At 62.4% G+C, this 16902-nt stretch carries 15 protein-coding genes; 7 read left to right on the top strand and 8 right to left on the bottom strand.

The window, feature by feature from the left end; genetic code table 11:
* Positions 1-91: 91 nt before the first annotated feature.
* Entirely contained in the window at positions 92-1003 is a 912-nt protein-coding gene (locus AC1DYQ_RS03510; protein ID WP_477685586.1) for an alpha/beta fold hydrolase, read from the bottom strand.
* A 118-nt stretch (positions 1004-1121) separates the two neighbouring features.
* Here AC1DYQ_RS03510 and AC1DYQ_RS03505 point away from each other — a divergent pair, with 118 nt between their 5' ends.
* Positions 1122-1904 (top strand): 3-hydroxybutyrate dehydrogenase, encoded by a 783-nt coding sequence (locus AC1DYQ_RS03505; protein WP_477649166.1) that lies wholly within the window; start codon positions 1122-1124, stop codon positions 1902-1904.
* Positions 1905-1907: 3 nt separating this feature from the next.
* Here AC1DYQ_RS03505 and AC1DYQ_RS03500 read toward each other — a convergent pair whose 3' ends face one another.
* The 3 genes from AC1DYQ_RS03500 to AC1DYQ_RS03490 form a co-directional block, all read right to left on the bottom strand.
* Positions 1908-3011, bottom strand: a complete 1104-nt coding sequence (locus AC1DYQ_RS03500; RefSeq protein ID WP_477685585.1) for an NAD(P)/FAD-dependent oxidoreductase — start codon at positions 3009-3011, stop codon at positions 1908-1910.
* Position 3012: 1 nt separating this feature from the next.
* The gene (locus AC1DYQ_RS03495) at positions 3013-4059 is read right to left on the bottom strand and encodes a histone deacetylase family protein (protein ID WP_477685584.1); all 1047 of its coding nucleotides are present in this window, start codon (positions 4057-4059) and stop codon (positions 3013-3015) included.
* Positions 4060-4144: 85 nt separating this feature from the next.
* Positions 4145-4990, bottom strand: a complete 846-nt coding sequence (locus tag AC1DYQ_RS03490; RefSeq protein ID WP_477685583.1) for an N-formylglutamate amidohydrolase — start codon at positions 4988-4990, stop codon at positions 4145-4147.
* Positions 4991-5204: 214 nt separating this feature from the next.
* On the opposite strand from AC1DYQ_RS03490, the gene AC1DYQ_RS03485 reads away from it, so the two are divergent.
* Positions 5205-5828, top strand: coding sequence for an outer membrane beta-barrel protein (locus AC1DYQ_RS03485; RefSeq protein ID WP_477649170.1), 624 nt, complete (start codon positions 5205-5207; stop codon positions 5826-5828).
* A gap of 143 nt (positions 5829-5971) precedes the next feature.
* Here the strand turns inward: AC1DYQ_RS03485 and AC1DYQ_RS03480 are convergent, their stop codons facing one another.
* Complete coding sequence (locus tag AC1DYQ_RS03480; protein WP_477685582.1) at positions 5972-6880, bottom strand: LysR family transcriptional regulator; 909 nt, start codon at positions 6878-6880, stop codon at positions 5972-5974.
* Positions 6881-7001: 121 nt separating this feature from the next.
* On the opposite strand from AC1DYQ_RS03480, the gene AC1DYQ_RS03475 reads away from it, so the two are divergent.
* Positions 7002-7547, top strand: a complete 546-nt coding sequence (locus AC1DYQ_RS03475) for a multidrug/biocide efflux PACE transporter (RefSeq protein WP_477685859.1) — start codon at positions 7002-7004, stop codon at positions 7545-7547.
* Here the strand turns inward: AC1DYQ_RS03475 and AC1DYQ_RS03470 are convergent.
* Entirely contained in the window at positions 7516-8232 is a 717-nt protein-coding gene (locus AC1DYQ_RS03470; RefSeq protein ID WP_477685581.1) for an SIMPL domain-containing protein, read from the bottom strand. The genes AC1DYQ_RS03475 and AC1DYQ_RS03470 overlap by 32 nt on opposite strands.
* Positions 8233-8594: 362 nt before the next feature.
* Between AC1DYQ_RS03470 and ompR the strand changes: the two genes are divergently transcribed.
* Entirely contained in the window at positions 8595-9332 is a 738-nt protein-coding gene (ompR, locus tag AC1DYQ_RS03465; RefSeq protein WP_007866319.1) for an osmolarity response regulator transcription factor OmpR, read from the top strand.
* A 348-nt stretch (positions 9333-9680) separates the two neighbouring features.
* On the top strand, positions 9681-11057 hold the full coding sequence (locus AC1DYQ_RS03460) for a sensor histidine kinase (protein ID WP_477685580.1): 1377 nt from the start codon (positions 9681-9683) through the stop codon (positions 11055-11057).
* 97 nt (positions 11058-11154) lie between these two features.
* On the opposite strand, the gene ispF is transcribed toward AC1DYQ_RS03460, so the two are convergent.
* Both ispF and ispD read right to left on the bottom strand, forming a co-directional pair.
* On the bottom strand, positions 11155-11637 hold the full coding sequence (ispF, locus tag AC1DYQ_RS03455; RefSeq protein WP_477685579.1) for a 2-C-methyl-D-erythritol 2,4-cyclodiphosphate synthase: 483 nt from the start codon (positions 11635-11637) through the stop codon (positions 11155-11157).
* Positions 11638-11669: 32 nt separating this feature from the next.
* Entirely contained in the window at positions 11670-12449 is a 780-nt protein-coding gene (gene ispD, locus AC1DYQ_RS03450) for a 2-C-methyl-D-erythritol 4-phosphate cytidylyltransferase (RefSeq protein WP_477685578.1), read from the bottom strand.
* Between the two features lie 148 nt (positions 12450-12597).
* Between ispD and mfd the strand changes: the two genes are divergently transcribed.
* Together mfd and serB are read left to right on the top strand one after the other, a co-directional pair.
* Positions 12598-16098 (top strand): transcription-repair coupling factor, encoded by a 3501-nt coding sequence (gene mfd, locus AC1DYQ_RS03445; RefSeq protein ID WP_477685577.1) that lies wholly within the window; start codon positions 12598-12600, stop codon positions 16096-16098.
* On the top strand, positions 16095-16805 hold the full coding sequence (serB, locus tag AC1DYQ_RS03440; protein ID WP_477685576.1) for a phosphoserine phosphatase SerB: 711 nt from the start codon (positions 16095-16097) through the stop codon (positions 16803-16805). The genes mfd and serB overlap by 4 nt, the downstream gene beginning before the upstream one ends.
* Positions 16806-16902 lie beyond the last annotated feature (97 nt).

The following is a 16902-nucleotide window of genomic DNA, read 5'->3' as shown; positions in this document are numbered from 1 at the left end:
AACTTCAGTCAAATAGTTGCGAGGCTGGCAGTGCAGCATTGCAGCACTTCCCCAGCATTACCCAATTCAATACCCGGGCGCCACCCAAGCACTACCCAAGCAGGAAACCCGCCACGGCGGCGACCTGGTCCGCAGCGATCAGCGTGGGCGCATGGCCAACCCCGTCAAACTCCACCAGGCGAGCGCGCGGGCCGCGGGCCGTCATGGCCTGAGCCGTCTGGAGGCTCAGCAAGTCCGACTGCTTGCCGCGGATCACCAGCGTTTGCGCCTTGATATTGTCGTAGAGCTGCCAGAGCAAGGCTTCACCCTGCTGTGCGGATTGCTCGGTCTCCTGCTTGAAAGGCACGGCGATGGCCGGGTCGTAATGCAGGCGCCATTTGGCATCGGCGGCCTCCGAGACGCGCCTGAGCATGGGACGCGACAGCGCCAGCCACTGGTCGGGCGTGTGCGGGCCAAAGCTTTGGGAAATCGCCCACATCGCATCAGCCGCTTCCTGCACCGACCCAAAGTGACCGGCCTGCCCCAAATAAGCGCCGATCCGTACGATCGCCTGCCACTGGATGGCCGGGCCCACATCATTGAGCACCAGCCGGCGCACCGGCGCCGGCAAGGGCAGACCCGCGGTCCCACACACCGCTACCCCGATCAGGCCACCCATGCTGGTGCCCACCCAGTCCAGCGAAACCACGGGCGCCTGCGCGTGCAGCTGGCCCAGCAGCGCCAGCATGTCGGCGGCATAGCCCCGCATTTGATAGCCCATGGGATCTTTGAGCCAGTCGCTTTCCCCGCGGCCCACCACGTCGGGGCAGACCACGCGAATGCCGCCCGGAGCCTGGTCGCACAGCGCCCTCGCCAGTACGTCAAAATCGCGCCCCTGCCGCGACAGGCCGTGCACGCACACCACGACGTGCGCACTTTCCGGCCGGCCCCATTGCCAGTACGCCATGCGGTGCCCGCCTGTGGCGTCGGGGCAATTTACGTAGTTCAGCGTAGGTTGGGTCATGGTGCAGCAGTTCAATTCAAAGGCTTGATAATTGCTTGAGAAACTGGCGATGCGCAGCCTGCACCGCGCGCCGTTCAGAATCCCAGCTCAACCATCGTAAATCATCCGGAGAAACATCATGCTCAAAGGTAAAACAGCCCTCGTCACCGGCTCGACCAGCGGGATCGGCCTGGGCATCGCCAAGGCGCTGGCAGCGCAAGGCGCCAACATCGTCATCAACGGCTTCGGCGATGTGGACGGCCCCAAGGCCGAGATCGAAGCGCTGGGTGTGCGCGTGGCCTACCACGGCGCCGATATGAGCAAGCCCGCCGACATCGAGGACATGATGCGGTTTGCTGCCGCGCAATTCGGCCAGGTCGACATCCTCGTAAACAACGCCGGCATCCAGCACGTTGCCCGCGTCGAGAACTTTCCGGTCGAAAAATGGGACGCTGTGATCGCCATCAACCTGAGCAGCGCTTTTCACGCCACCCGCCTGGCATTGCCTGCCATGCTGGCCGCCAACGGCGGCAAAGGCTGGGGACGCATCATCAACGTGGCGTCGGTCCACGGCCTCGTGGGCTCTGCAGAAAAATCCGCCTACGTTGCCGCCAAGCACGGCATTGTGGGCCTGACCAAAGTCACCGCCCTCGAAAACGCCACCACCGGTGTCACCTGCAACGCCATCTGCCCCGGTTGGGTGCTGACGCCCCTGGTGCAAAAACAGGTGGATGCCAAAGCCGCGGCTGGCAACATCAGCAACGAGGCCGCCAAGCAGCAACTGCTGGGTGAAAAAGAGCCTTCGCTGCAGTTCACCACGCCCGAAGAGCTCGGCGCGCTGGCAGTATTTTTCTGCTCACCCGCGGGCAACAACGTGCGCGGCGTGGCCTGGAACATGGATGGTGGCTGGGCGGCGCAGTAAAGATCAAGCCGTTTGCACCATACGGCCCACATAGCCGCCAATCGCCAGTGAACTTGTCAGCCCCGGCGATTCAATACCAAAAAGATTGACGAGCCCTGCCACACCGTGATCACTCGGTCCCTGGATCAGAAAATCTTTGGCGGCTTCGTCGGGCGCCTGGATCTTGGGACGCATGCCCGAGTAACCCGGCATGAGCACACCGTCAGCCAATCCGGGCCAATACTTGCGTACTTCGGCGTAAAAGGCATCGCCGCGCGCCGGGTCCACCACCAGGTCGTCGGGTGAGTCGACCCATTGCACGTCGGGGCCGAACTTGGCCTGGCCGCCCAGGTCGATGGTCAGGTGCACGCCCAGGCCGGCGGCTTCGGGCACGGGGTAGATCAGGCGGCTGAAGGGCGAACGGCCGGGCAAGGTGAAGTAGTTGCCTTTGGCGTAATGGCTGGGCGGCACATGCTGCGCCGGAAATCCTGCAAAGCGGCTGGCCAGGTGCTGGGCTTGCAGCCCGGCGGCGTTGACGACGGTCCTGGCTTGCAGTTCCGTACCGTCTTCTGCTATTAAATTAATAGCTGCTTGCGCACATTCCGCATGGGCCAGGGGCGAATTTAATACTACAAGTCCGCCGGAATTCTCAAGATCGCCCTGCAACGCCAGCATGAGGCCGTGGCTGTCGACAATGCCGGTGCTGGGCGAATGCAGCGCCGCCACGCATTCGAGTTGCGGCTCCATCGCCCGCGCTTCTTCGCGGGTCAGCAGCACCAGGTCGTTCACGCCGTTGGCGGCGGCCTTTTCACGGATAGCCTGCAGCTGCGCCACCTGCGCCTCGCTGGTCGCCACGATGAGCTTGCCGCAGCGCTTGTGGCCTATGCCGCGTTCCGCGCAGTAGTCGTACAGCAGGCCCTTGCCTTCCACGCAGAGCCGCGCCTTGAGCGAACCCTGCGGATAGTAAATGCCGGCGTGAATAACTTCGCTGTTGCGCGAGCTAGTGCCGGTGCCTATCGCGTCGGCGGCTTCGAGCACCATCACCTCCCTGCCCTGCAAGGCCAGCGCACGCGCCACCGCAAGGCCCACCACACCCGCACCAATCACCACACAATCGACCTGGTCCATATCAAACGCCCTCAAAACCTTCAATGACATTGACAGCATTGGTGCCCAGCGCCGCGGCAGCGTAACCGCCTTCGAGCACAAATACCGTGGGCAACCCCAGCTTGCCCAGGCGCTCGCCCAGGCGGATAAAGTCACCAGGCAGCAGCGCGAATGTGGAGATGGGGTCTTCGGCAAAGGTGTCCAGCCCCAGTGATACCACTAGCGCATCGGCGCGGTGCTGCTTGATGCGCAGGCATGCCGCTTCCAGCGCCTCAAACCAGCGCAGCACGGTACAGCCGGCGGCCAGCGGCAGGTTCAGGTTAAAGCCCTCGCCCTCACCCGCGCCGGTTTCGTTGGCATGGCCCAGGTAGAACGGGTACTCGGTCAAGGGGTCGCCATGCAGGCTCACAAAAAGCACATCAGCGCGGTCGTAAAAAATGCTTTGTGTCCCGTTGCCGTGGTGGTAGTCCACGTCCAGCACCGCGACGCGAGTGGCGCCGCCGTCCCGAAACGCCTGGGCAGCGACTGCAGCGTTGTTCAGGAAGCTGTAGCCCCCCATGAAATCGGCCCCTGCATGGTGGCCCGGCGGACGGCTGCAGCAGAACACGCCGCGAGCTGAAGGCTGGCCGGTCGCCAGCAAGGCGGCAGCGCCGGCGGCGGCATCTGCACCAGCCTTGGCAGCCGTCCAGGTTCCCGCGGAAAGCGGTGACCCGTTGTCCATCGAATAAAGCCCCAGCCGTGCGGTGAAATTGACGGGCTCCACGTCGCTGCGCAAGGTACGCACGGGCCAGACGGAGGGAAAAGGCTGTCGCTGGTCGTTGCCCTCTTCAAGCGCCACCCAGTCGCGCCACGCATGCTCCAGAAACGCCAGGTAACGGGCACTGTGCACTTTGGCCAACAGCACGCGGCTGTCGGCCTGGGATGTGCGCAGCTCGTGGCCGCGCTCGCTCAGGCGGGCTTTGACGTATTCGGCCCGCTCGGGGGTTTCAAAACACGGCACGCGCTCACCGCGGTAAAACTCGAACGCAGGGGCATGGTCGTGGTGGCTGTCACTGAAAAAAGTAAGCATGGTGGCTGATGGTCTGGTTTGTTCATGAGCAGGAAGATGTGATGGTGAGTGATGGTGGCCGGCTGCACGGCGCAGCCTGCCACCATCAAAGTGTGCGCGGGTCGGTCTTCAGCAACACCTCGACCAGTGAGCGCAAGGTCGCCTTCAGGGCCCCGGCGCCCGGCGTCATCTCCAGCGTGGTTTCGTCCATATACAGCTTGCGATTGATCTCCAGCTGGATGCTGTGCCGGTGCCCGGCCGGGTGGCTATAGCGGCGCACCAGCTCCACACCTTTATAGGGATGGTTGTAGGCCACGCTGTAGCCATGCGCGCGCAGGTGCTCACACACCAGTGTCGACAACGCCTTGCTGGCAGTTGTGCCTTCACGGTCGCCGACCACAAAGTCCGCATGCGCCTCACCCGGAAAATCGGTGGCGCTGCCCGAGGCCACTGCCGGCATGGAGTGGCAATTGATGTGGATGCTGTAGCCGCGCTGCCGCCAGGCGGCATCAATCGCCTGCGCCACGGCGGCGTGGTAGGGCTTCCAGCACTGCTCGATGCGCGCCTGGATTTCTGCCACTCCCAGTTTGCGGTCATACAGCGGCACGCCTTCGTCGGTGGTGCGCCAGATCAGCCCCTTGCCCAGGCGGACCTTGGACATGACCCGGGGATCGTCGTCTACCGGTTCGGGCCAGGGCGCATCCAGCAGGGACACATCCATTTCGGTGGTGTTGCGGTTGGCGTCCAGGTAGCTTCGGGGGAAATGCGCCTCAACCCAATGCGCACCCAACGCCGGCGCGAAGTCATACAGTTTTTCAACATGAGTATCTTCGGCGCTGCGCAGCACGGCGAACTCGCAGGCATGCCTGAAATCAGCCGGATACACCGTCCCGCTGTGCGGGGAATCAAGAACCAGCGGAGTGCTTCCGGGCAGGTAGGTAATGGAGGGCATGCCCTGACTTTAGCAGCAGCACATTGGCAAACCGGCGGTGGCGCCATCAGGTTCAGCCCCTTCGCAAACTTCCGTTTGTCCTACAGCGTTTTAACTTTTAGCCTCACAACGGCGTGTGGGTGCGACCCTTAAATTTCACAGCGGAAAGCCAATCAAGTCGCTTTTTCCAGACGAAAAAGTGCATTCCGAAATTTCAGCCATTGAAGGAAACACCATGCCATCCTTGACCCGCAGACTCTCCGCAACCGTGCTGGCCGCCGCCGCCCTGGCTGCGGCCGCAGGGGCCAACGCCCAAAGCGGTTCGACATCGTCCAACACCACATCCAGCAGCAACTACTCGTTTTACGCACCGGGCTCGCGCTATTTCGGCCTCAATGTGGGCAGGTCCGATTTTTCGCTGCCCGGCGGCGCCGGCGGTTTCGCTTCCGAAAATCACGATACGTCGTACAACATCTACGGCGGCAGCTATTTCAACAACAACTTAGGCCTGGAACTGGGCTATACCGATTTCGGCAAGATCAACCGTGGCGGCGGGCAGACCGATGCAGAAGGCATCAACCTGAGCCTGGTCGGCCGTTTGCCGCTCAGCAATTCCTTCAATCTGCTGGGCAAGCTGGGGACGACCTATGGACGCAGTCACGTGTCCGCCGCACCTGCGTCCGGCATTGCCACAGGCAGCGAAAGCAACTGGGGCGTGTCGTACGGCCTGGGTGCCGAATGGGCATTCACTCCGACCCTGTCGGCGGTGCTGCAATGGGACGAGCATGACATGAAGTACCCCGGTGGCAACAAGGAACGCCTCAGCACCACCAGCATAGGCCTGCGCTACCGCTTCTAGGCCGTTGTGGCAGCGTAGCCACCAGCCAAAAGCCCGCATGCCTTTCACGGCATGCGGGCTTTTTCACGTTGTCGCTTCACGCATTCACTATCAATTTCATAGCTGCTCGCGCCCGTTTTTCTTCGCTTTCAAGCACTTTATTCTTATAAAACCGCCGGCAAGTGCGGCGCCAGCATCTCCCGCAACAGCCAGGTTCCGGCACGGCCCAAGGGGCGCTGGCGTGACCACACGGCGTCCACTGGCACCCTGCGCGGCCAGCCGCGCGCATGAAGTTCGACCAGTTTGCCAGCGGCAAAGCGCGTCACCATCCAGCGCGGAATGGCCGCCCATCCGAAACCCAACACCGCCATTTCCAGCAGCATGAGATAGCTGGGAGCGGACCACGCGCGGCGCGACTGGCGCGCCCCATGCGAGCTCCGGACTCCCTGCGCGCCCTGCTCCATCTCTATATAGGTATCCAGCCGCAGCTCCCTGAAATTGGCCAGAACGTCGGGCGTGATGTCTTTCATGCTGGCCAATGGGTGGGCGGCGGCCACAAACAGGGTGATTTCAGACTGCTCGGCAATCGTGGCCGAACCAATGTCGGGCGGATAAGCGCCCTGGGCGGCTACCACGCCAATGTTTGCCCGCCCTGTTTGCACCAGCGACACCAGGTCGCCGTGTTCGGCAATAAGGCATTCAAACTCCAGGTCGGGAAAGCTTTTCTCAAAAGCCGAAAGCATTTCTTCAAACCGGTCTGACTGGTAGGTATCCGACCAGACCACGCTGAGCCGGGGCTCCAGGCCGCCCCCAAGCTGGCTGGCAGCGCGGTCAAGCCGGTCGCTGGCCGCGAGGATTTCCTGCACCTTGCCCAGCATGACCCGTCCGTGTTCCGTCAGTGCCGGCTTTCGGCTGCTCCGGTCAAACAGGTTCAGGCCAAGGTCGATTTCCAGGTTGGCAATCGCACTGCTCACCGTCGACTGACTTTTGCCCAGTTTGCGGGCCGCAGCCGAGAACGAACCCAGGGTCGCAGCCTCGGCAAAAGCGGTCAAGGCTTCCGGGGAATGGCGCATGGCGGCCTTCTATCTATTTTTTCGATGATTATTGATTTTAATGTATTCGAAATAGCGATGAAAATACCTCAGGACGGTAAGGCATCTCGCCTCAACGGCCGGTAAATCATCTAGAACGCACATCATGAGCCTCCAAAAATCCCTGAAAGAACGGTTTTTCCACGCCCTCGGCTTTGAAATCCTGGCCATTGCCATCTGTGCGCCACTAGGCGCCTGGCTGCTCGGCTATTCGCTGGCGCACATGGGCCTGCTGACCTTGATGGTTTCGCTGATGGCGATGAGCTGGAACATGGTGTTCAACGCCCTGTTTGACCGGGCGCAGCGCCGCATGGGCTTTCAGCGCACCCTGACGGCGCGTGCAGTGCATGCTGTGCTGTTTGAAATCGGCCTGATCATCGCGGTGGTTCCGCTGGCGGCCTGGTGGCTGGACATCGGCCTGTGGGAAGCCTTTGTACTGGACATTGCGATCGTGCTGTTCTTCCTGCCCTATACCTTCTGCTTTAACTGGGCTTACGACCATGTCCGCTCACGGGTGGTGGCGCGCCACGCGCGCAAAGCCCAGCTGGCCAGCCGCACGGCCGGCGGGCAGCAGCCGGCGCCCGCGCTGCTTTGTGCAGCGCCCGTCGGCAAGTGTCTTACTTCATCTGCACAGAGCCGGACACAATAACCAATACCGTGCTCTTGCCGGCTTCCACAGGCACTGATGCATCGGCCATTTCGGCCTTGGCCGACATCGCCATCATGCGGGGACGCGGTGGAGAGCCCTGGTCGTTGGCATTCACCGAGACTTCGCGCAGCGAGTAGCCGGCAAAACCAAAACTGCGCGCCACCTCACTGGCTTTGGCCTTGAATCGCTCAATCGCGAGCGCCTGGGCCTCGCCCTCGACTTTGGCGCGTTGCTCCCGGCTCAATGCAAAACTGACGCTGCCCATGGTCAGGGTCTGGATCTTGCCCGCCGTACTGGTAATGCGCGGGAAGTCCTTGCCTTCCAGCACCAGCTCGGTAGAGCCCTGCCAGCCATTGATCTTGCCGTCTTTTCCATAACGCGGATACAGGCTGAAATTCCCGGTGCGCACCTCCATCTGGCCGGGCGCTGCCGCCTGTTTGGCCTGGGTCAGCGCGGTCTCAAGCGCCTGCCTGAGCTGGCTTTGCACGACGCCTGCGTCAGCACCATCACGGGTTGTGGTCAATGAAATCGACAACAGGTCCTGCTGCACCTCCACCGAGCCGCTGACCGATAACTGAGCCACGTTCTGCAGGGATTCGTGGAAGTTGGTCTGGGCCATGGCGTGGCTACCCAGCACTGCGCCTGCCAACAGGACACACAAAGCGATCGATTTTGGAGCTCGCATCAGAATTACCTTTCGGGGTGGTGGATTTCAGCCGCTTCTGGCTAAAAAAGACAAGCGTGAAATGGAGGGGGAAATCACGGTGAACATCCGGAACGCTGCAAATCAAGCAGCCTGTTCACCGCAAGTAACCAGGCGCATTCGCCCGGCATTGCTTTTACAAGGGCCCGCCAGCGCGGTGCCCGGGGAGCGGCCGATTATTTTTACATGTGTTTTTTCAATCGAATGTAGGCGCATTGCCATAGTCAACACGCACACTTGCATGTGACCGCAACTTTTGTAACAGTGTGTCAAACCGACTGAAAAATGCGACATCCCGCCTTTTCAGCCTTCAAAATGGCTCTGTTACAAATTACCAGATGACTATGACCCAAGCTCAACCCAACGCCCGCGCCGACAAAATCCTGATCCTTGATGACGATGCCCGCATTCGCGACCTGCTGCGTCGCTACCTGGCCCAGGAAGGTTTTGAGGTCATCCTCGCCGAAGACAGCAAAGCGCTGAACCGCATCATGCTGCGCGACGCCGTCGACCTGATCGTCCTGGATTTGATGATGCCCGGCGAAGACGGCCTTTCCATTTGCCGCCGCCTGCGCGCCGCCAATGACCGTACACCCATCATCATGCTGACCGCCAAAGGCGAGGACGTGGACCGCATTGTCGGCCTGGAGGTCGGCGCCGACGATTACCTGGCAAAACCGTTCAATCCCCGTGAATTGCTCGCCCGCATCCACGCCGTGCTGCGCCGTCGGCCGACGGCCGAAGTACCGGGTGCGCCGTCCAGCGACCAGGAAGTGATTACCTTTGGGCCGTTTTCCTTCGATATGGGCTTGCGTACCCTGCACAAGAACGGCGAAGAGCTGCCGCTGACCACCGGCGAATTCGCCATGCTGAAAACCCTGGTGCGCCACCCGCGGCAGCCGCTGTCCCGCGAAAAACTGGCACAGCTGGCACGCGGACGCGAATTCGAGCCCTTTGACCGCAGCCTGGACGTGCAGGTGTCGCGTTTGCGCAAACTGATCGAAGTGGACGCTGCGGTGCCCCGCTACATCCAGACGGTCTGGGGTATCGGCTACGTGTTTGTGCCGGACGGAACGAACTAGCCCCCACGCTTTTCACTGCGCCTTCGGCTTCGTGTAATGCGCTGCCCCCCGAGGGGGCCGCCCGCCTGCGGCCTGGCAAAGCCAGTTCCGCGGCTCATGCTGGGTTGAAGAGTTCAGCGGGCAGGACCAGCGGAAGTAGTCTTTTACCAGCATGAGCCGCAGGACCGGCTTTGCCGGACTGCAGGCGGGCGGCCCCCTCGGGGGGCAGGGAGCTACACAAAGTGAGCGACCGTGGGGGCAAGTATGGCGGGCCTGCAACAGGCGGCAACAGCTTGGCTGCGGTAGCGCAGGCTTATCGTGCTAACGTCCATTGATCACAGCGCTCGCGCCCACGTACCCCACTTCCTTATGGACGCTACCAATCCAGTTCCCCTCGAAACCGCCCCGGCCCCGCTGGAAATGCGCCCGCGCAGGGGTTTCAGCCTGTTCTGGCGGACCTTCTTTTTCCTGGCGCTACTGCTGTTCGGCTCCATCGTTGCCTGGCTGCAGACCTTCCGGGCACTCGAATCCGAGCCGCGCGCCATCCAGAATGCGCAGCAGCTTGCGTCGCTCGTCAACCTCAGCCGCGCTGCACTGCGCTATTCCGACTCCATCGCTCGCGTATCGCTGATCAAAACACTGGCCGATGAAGAGCGCGTACGCATCACGCCGAGAGAACCCAAAGATAAATACGAGCTTTTTGAAAGTGACGATCTGGGTGAGCGCACAGCCGAAGAGCTCAGAGCGCGACTGGGCAACGGCACCGTGGTGGCCAGCAGCGTCAATGGCCAGAAGGGCCTGTGGGTGGGCTTTACCATCGACGGCGATGCGTACTGGCTGCTCACGGATCCCTCCAAGATCGGGCCCTCACGCAACAGCACATGGATCATCTGGCTCATCACGGCGGCGGCCCTGTCGCTGGCCGGGGCAGCCTTTATTGCCCGCCTGATCAACCGGCCGCTCAAGCAGCTGTCGTTCGCCGCCAGCCGAATGCGGGACGGCGACTTCGATGCCAGCCTGCTGGATGAAAAAGTGGCGACCAGCGAAATCCGTGAGGTCAACATCGGCTTTAACCGCATGGCCGAACAGCTGTCCAAAATCGAGCAGGACCGGGTCATCATGCTGGCGGGGATTTCCCATGACCTGCGCACCCCGCTGGCCCGGCTGCGCCTGGAAACCGAGATGAGCGTCACCGACATGGATGCGCGCGAGCACATGGCCGCAGACATCACCCAGCTGGATGCCATCATCGACAAATTCCTTGACTACGCACGGCCCGAGCCACCGCGGCTGGAACGGGTATCACTCAATGCGGTGGTCGATGCCGCTGTGTATGCCATCGCCGACTATGAAGACATGCGGGTCACCGTCACCATCCCGGACGACATGGCCGTGCTGGCCGACGAGGTCGAGTTGTCGCGCGTGATTTCAAACCTGCTCGAAAATGCCAGGCGCTACGGCAAGACACCTGAAACCGGCATTGCCTTGGTTGATATTGCGGCTAAAGGCCGTGACCAGTGGGTGCTGATCAAGGTACGGGATCACGGCATGGGCGTAGCACCCGAGACCTTGTCCAAGCTCACCCGCCCGTTTTTCCGGGGAGACGCCGCACGCACGGCCGCCACCGGGGCGGGCCTGGGTCTCGCGATTGTCGAAAAGACGATTCACCGCATGGGCGGCGTATTTGGCCTGGCCAACACAGGCTCCGGTGGGCTCGCCGCGCATATCAAGCTGCGCAGGAGCTGACCCCCCGCAGAAGGCTGTACGGCTGCGCAGCCGACCTCAAAGGAACCACCCCTCCGACCAGGCAGGCCGTGCGCGAGCAGCTATCAAAACAATAGCACTAAAAAAGCAGGACAACAGCCCGGGCTTCCATGCTCAGGCCCTGTCCTACCGGGCCGAGCTTTTCGGCGGTCTTGGCCTTGACGTTCACCTGTCCCACTTCCAGCGCCAGCACTTCTGCGATGCGCGTGCGCATTGCCGCAATGTAAGGCGCAAGTTTGGGCGCCTGCGCAATGACCGTGCTGTCGATGTTGCCGATCTTGTGGCCACGCTCTGCCAGCAAGCGCCCGACCTCCGCCAGCAAGACGGTCGAATCAGCGCCCTTGAAGCGCGCGTCGGTGTCCGGAAAATGCGAGCCGATGTCGCCCAGCCCGGCAGCGCCCAGCAACGCATCGGTGATTGCGTGCAACAACACATCGGCGTCCGAATGGCCAAGCAAGCCGACAGTATGGGGAATGTCCACACCACCGATGATGAGCTTGCGCCCAGGCACCAGCGCGTGGGTGTCCCAGCCTTCACCGATTCGAAAATTCATGAGGGACATGGATGAAGGCTTTCATAAGATTGTTTGAACCGTCAGGCGGCATTCAAGGGCCGGCCGGGAAAACCAGCCAGTTCGCCACTGCGTCTGCGCTGCCAGAGAATCGCTTCCGCCAGAGCGAAATCTTCCGGATAGGTCACCTTGAAGTTCTGCGCGCTGCCGTTGACCAGCCTGGGCGATACGCCCATTGCTTCCATGGCGCTGGATTCATCGGTGACAGCGTCTCCTGTGTGCTCCAGCGCATCGATCAGCGCGCCGATACGAAACATTTGTGGCGTTTGCGCCAGCCATTTGTCGCTACGGTCCACAGTGGCGGCCACGCGGCCGTCCCGTTCGGTTTTAAGCGTGTCCGGCAGCTTTTGAGCCAGCAGGCCGCCCACAGAATCATTGCGGCATTCATGGATCAGGGCCTTGATCTGCCCGGCTGTGACCAGGCAGCGCGCCGCATCGTGCACCAGCACCCAGTCGGTCAGGGCCGCGCCGCCGGGTTGCTGCGCCACCATCGCTTTGAGGCCGTTCAGCACCGTGGCCGCACGGGTCAGTCCGCCACCAACCCACAGGGTTTCGTTCGTGTTGCCGAAATCGGGAAACACCTTCAAAAAATCGTCATCCGACGGGGAAATGACCACCCACAAACCGGTGAAAGTGCCTGGAAGCGCCCGAAAAGCCTCTACGGTATGGCGGACCATAGGGAGGCCGTCAATCACCTGGTATTGCTTGGCTTGAGGGGTTCCGGCCCGGCTACCTTGCCCCGCACAGGGAATCAGCACAAAAAAACGGGGTTCGGAACGGTTATTGGCAGGGCTTGTCGTCATAACTTCATCATAGATTCTAAAATCGATGCTTGAACGCATGCAGGCACCCCACTCCGGATGGTTTGGGGTGTCTGGCTTTTGTCGTTTGGATTTCGGCCTTTTGGCCTTTTCTGATTGTTTGAAACGCCCCCAGCCAGCGCACCGATCAATGCACCTACCCTCACTCGTCACCGGCAAACGCTACACCCTGCCCCAGCCCGCCGGTTCTGCCGATGCCCTGCTGCTGGCACGTCTGGGCACCCGGGAAAAAGTTGCGGGCAAACTCACCGCCATCATCACGTCGGACGCCACCACGGCCCAGCGCCTGATGGACGAGATCGCCTTCTTTGCACCTGACCTGCGCTGCGCCCTGTTTCCCGACTGGGAAACCCTGCCTTACGACACCTTCTCGCCCCACCAGGACCTGATCAGCGAGCGCCTGGCCACCTTGTGGCGCATCCAGCAGCGCGACAAGGAAACTGGCGCCGACGTGGTCATCGTGCCGGCCACCACGGCGCTGTACCGCCTTGCGCCGCCCAGCTTCCTGGCGGGTTACACCTTTCAGTTCAAGGTCAAGCAAAAGCTTGACGAAACGCGGCTCAAGGCCCAGCTTACATTGGCGGGCTACAGCCATGTGACGCAGGTGGTGAGCCCCGGCGAATACGCGGTGCGCGGCGGCTTGATCGACCTCTTCCCCATGGGCAGCCCGGTGCCCTACCGCGTTGACCTGTTTGACGACGAGATCGACAGCATCCGCACCTTTGACCCCGACAGCCAGCGCAGCCTCTACCCCGTGCCGGAAGTGCGCCTGCTGCCCGGACGCGAGTTTCCGATGGACGACGAGGCGCGCGCGCGCTTTCGCAGCCGCTGGCGCGAGCTGCTGGACGGCGATCCGACCAAAAGCCGCATCTACAAAGACATGGGTAACGGCGTCGCGACCGCCGGTATTGAGTACTACCTGCCGCTCTTCTTTGAAGAAACCGCGACCGTGTTTGACTACCTGGGCGGCAATGCCACCGTGGTGCTGCACGGCGACCTGGAGCCGGCCTTCCAGCGCTTCTGGCAAGACACCAAAGACCGTTACCGGCTGGTACGTGACGCGCCCGACCGCCCGGCGCTGCCGCCCGAGTCGCTCTTCCTGGGCACCGAGCAGTTTTACGCTCGCGCCAACGACTACGCGCAGCTGGCCATACGCGCCACGGTCGAAGACGTGGCCGACAACGCACAGTTTCAAAAGCTGGGTGAAATGGCCGTGGTGCGCGGCGCCGAAGACCCGCTGGCCAAATTCAAGGGCCATGTACGCAACACCGCCCAGCGCGTGCTGGTGCTGGTCGAAAGCGACGGCCGCCGCGAAAGCCTGCTGGACTTCCTGCGCGCCAGCAGCGTCAGCCCGCCGGCCTTTGACTCGCTTGAAGACTTCCAGGCCAGCGATGAAAAACTCGGCATCGCCACCGCGGCGCTGAACACCGGTTTCAGCTGGCTTGAAGAAGGCATCGACTTCATCACCGAGACCGAACTGTTTGCCGCGGGCGCCACCGTGCGCCGCCGCAACAAAAAGCAGGAACAGGTCAGCGACGTCGAAGCACTGATCAAGGATCTCTCGGAGCTCAACGTGGGCGACCCGGTGGTGCACAGCGCCCATGGCATTGGCCGCTACCGCGGCCTCATCAACATGGACCTGGGCCAGGGCACCAATGCAGACGGCACGCCGCTGCTGCAGGAGTTTTTGCACCTCGAATATGCTGACAGCGCCACACTGTACGTGCCCGTCAGCCAGCTGCACCTGATCAGCCGCTACACCGGCGTCAGCGCCGAGGAAGCGCCGCTGCACAGGCTGGGCAGCGGCCAATGGGAAAAGGCCAAGCGCAAGGCCGCCGAGCAGATCCGCGACTCGGCCGCCGAGCTGCTCAACATCTACGCCCGCCGCGCCGCGCGCGAAGGCCATGCTTTCCGCTATTCGCCCGGCGACTACGAGACCTTTGCCAACGACTTCGGCTTCGAGGAAACCGCCGACCAGCGCGCCGCCATCCATGCGGTGATCCAGGACATGATCAGCCCGCGCCCCATGGACAGGCTGGTCTGCGGCGATGTGGGTTTCGGAAAAACAGAAGTGGCCTTGCGCGCCGCCTTCATTGCCGTGACCGGCGGGCGGCAGGTGGCGCTGCTGGCGCCCACCACCTTGCTGGCCGAGCAGCACTACCAGACGCTGGTGGACCGCTTCGCCAAGTGGCCTGTCAAGATCGCCGAGATGAGCCGCTTCCGCTCGGGCAAAGAGATTACCGCCGCCATCAAGGGCCTGGCCGACGGCACGGTCGACATCGTGGTGGGCACGCACAAGCTGCTCAGCCAGGACGTGAAGTTCGAGCGCCTGGGCCTGCTCATCATCGACGAAGAGCACCGCTTCGGCGTGCGCCACAAAGAGGCCATGAAGGCGATGCGCGCCGAGGTCGATGTGCTGACGCTGACCGCCACGCCGATCCCGCGCACGCTGGGCATGGCGCTTGAAGGCCTGCGCGACCTGAGCGTGATCGCCACTGCGCCGCAGCGGCGCCTGGCCATCAAGACCTTTGTGCGCAGCGAAAACAACGGCGTGATCCGGGAAGCAGTGCTGCGCGAGTTGAAACGCGGCGGCCAGGTCTACTTCCTGCACAACGAGGTCGAGACCATCCAGAACCGCCGCGAAAAGCTCGAAGAGATACTGCCTGAAGCGCGAATCGCAGTGGCGCACGGCCAGATGCCCGAGCGCGAGCTTGAGCGCGTGATGAAGGACTTCATCGCCCAACGCTACAACCTGCTGCTGTGCTCGACCATCATCGAAACCGGCATCGACGTGCCGACCGCCAACACCATCGTGATGAGCCGTGCCGACAAGTTCGGCCTGGCACAGCTGCACCAGCTGCGCGGCCGCGTGGGCCGCAGCCACCATCAGGCCTACGCCTATTTGATGGTGCCCGACATCGAGGGCCTGACCAAGCAGGCCGGCCAGCGGCTCGAAGCCATCCAGCAGATGGAAGAACTCGGCTCGGGCTTTTACCTGGCCATGCACGACCTGGAAATCCGCGGCACCGGCGAAGTGCTGGGTGAAAACCAGAGCGGCAACATGCTCGAAGTCGGCTTTCAGCTCTACAACGAGATGCTCAGCGAAGCCGTGGCCTCGCTCAAGGCCGGGCGCGAGCCCGACCTGCTGTCGCCGCTCAGCGTCACCACCGAGATCAACCTGCACGCCCCGGCCCTGCTGCCCAACGACTACTGCGGCGACGTGCACCTGCGCCTGTCGTTCTACAAAAAGCTGGCCACGGCGAAGAACACCGACCAGATCGACGCGCTGCTGGAAGAAATCGTCGACCGCTTCGGCAAGCTGCCGCCGCAGGCACAGACACTCATCGACGTGCACCGCCTGCGCGTGATTGCCCGTCCCTACGGCGTGGTCAAGGTCGATGCCGCGCCCGGCGGCATCAACATCACCTTCAAGAAAGACCCGCCCATCGATTCGATGGCCATCATGCACCTCATCCAGAAGAACCGGCACATCAAGCTGGCCGGCAACGACAAGCTGCGCATCGAGCGCGAGCTCCCCGAACCCAAAGACCGCGCGCAAATGGTGCGCGACATCCTGCGCTCTCTCGGTCAACCCAAAACCCCCTCCACCACAGAAGCAACGCCCGCATGACCCCCGCTGAAATCTCCCCCGGCCTCGTCGTCAACGTCTCTACGCCAGACCTCAAGCTCAGCAATTTCAGGCTGATCGCCTTTGACATGGATTCCACGCTCATCAATATCGAGTGTGTGGACGAAATCGCCGACGCTGCGGGCCGCAAGGCCGAGGTGGCAGCCATCACCGAAGCCGCCATGCGCGGCGAGATCACCGACTACAAGGACAGCCTGCGCCAGCGCGTGGCCCTGCTCAAGGGCGTGAGCGTGGCCAGCATGGACGAGGTCTACCGCGAGCGACTGAAACTCAACCCCGGCGCGGCCGAACTGGTGCAGACCTGCAAGAAAGCCGGCATGAAGGTGCTGCTGGTCAGCGGCGGCTTCACCTTCTTCACTGACCGCGTGCGTGACGAACTCGGCATCGACTACACGCGCTCCAACGTGCTGGAGGTGAAAGACGGCTATCTCACCGGCAAGATGGTCGACCAGCCCTGGGGCGACATCTGCGACGGCGACGAAAAACGCAAGATGCTGCTCGAGACCTGCAGCAAGCTGGGCATCAACCCGCTGCAGGCGATCGCCATGGGCGACGGCGCCAACGACCTGCCCATGATGGGCGTGGCCGGCCTCTCGGTGGCCTATCACGCCAAGCCGCGCGTACGCGAGCAGGCCATGGTGGCCATCAATGAAGGCGGCCTGGACCGCCTGCTGGAGCTCTTCAGCTGAAGCCCCGGTGTTGCCGGCATCACAGCCGGCGCATCAATCACTCCGAAATAAGTCAACGATCCCACAGCCATAACACCTTATAAGCAGACACCTGAAC

It is taken from the genome of Polaromonas sp. P1_F4, assembly GCF_056405675.1.
Note: the sequence above shows the minus strand (reverse complement) of the source record. Positions and strands in the feature narration are given on the sequence as shown.

Bases quoted from the DNA above. Each gene is read 5' to 3' on its own strand.
- AC1DYQ_RS03480 (WP_477685582.1), bottom strand. From the start codon at position 6,880: ATGCGCCATTCCCCGGAAGCCTTGACCGCTTTTGCCGAGGCTGCGACC.
- ompR (WP_007866319.1), top strand. From the start codon at position 8,595: ATGACCCAAGCTCAACCCAACGCCCGCGCCGACAAAATCCTGATCCTT.
- AC1DYQ_RS03485 (WP_477649170.1), top strand. From the start codon at position 5,205: ATGCCATCCTTGACCCGCAGACTCTCCGCAACCGTGCTGGCCGCCGCC.
- AC1DYQ_RS03470 (WP_477685581.1), bottom strand. From the start codon at position 8,232: ATGCGAGCTCCAAAATCGATCGCTTTGTGTGTCCTGTTGGCAGGCGCA.
- ispF (WP_477685579.1), bottom strand. From the start codon at position 11,637: ATGTCCCTCATGAATTTTCGAATCGGTGAAGGCTGGGACACCCACGCG.
- AC1DYQ_RS03460 (WP_477685580.1), top strand. From the start codon at position 9,681: ATGGACGCTACCAATCCAGTTCCCCTCGAAACCGCCCCGGCCCCGCTG.
- AC1DYQ_RS03510 (WP_477685586.1), bottom strand. From the start codon at position 1,003: ATGACCCAACCTACGCTGAACTACGTAAATTGCCCCGACGCCACAGGC.
- AC1DYQ_RS03490 (WP_477685583.1), bottom strand. From the start codon at position 4,990: ATGCCCTCCATTACCTACCTGCCCGGAAGCACTCCGCTGGTTCTTGAT.
- serB (WP_477685576.1), top strand. From the start codon at position 16,095: ATGACCCCCGCTGAAATCTCCCCCGGCCTCGTCGTCAACGTCTCTACG.
- AC1DYQ_RS03505 (WP_477649166.1), top strand. From the start codon at position 1,122: ATGCTCAAAGGTAAAACAGCCCTCGTCACCGGCTCGACCAGCGGGATC.
- AC1DYQ_RS03500 (WP_477685585.1), bottom strand. From the start codon at position 3,011: ATGGACCAGGTCGATTGTGTGGTGATTGGTGCGGGTGTGGTGGGCCTT.
- mfd (WP_477685577.1), top strand. From the start codon at position 12,598: ATGCACCTACCCTCACTCGTCACCGGCAAACGCTACACCCTGCCCCAG.
- AC1DYQ_RS03495 (WP_477685584.1), bottom strand. From the start codon at position 4,059: ATGCTTACTTTTTTCAGTGACAGCCACCACGACCATGCCCCTGCGTTC.
- ispD (WP_477685578.1), bottom strand. From the start codon at position 12,449: ATGACGACAAGCCCTGCCAATAACCGTTCCGAACCCCGTTTTTTTGTG.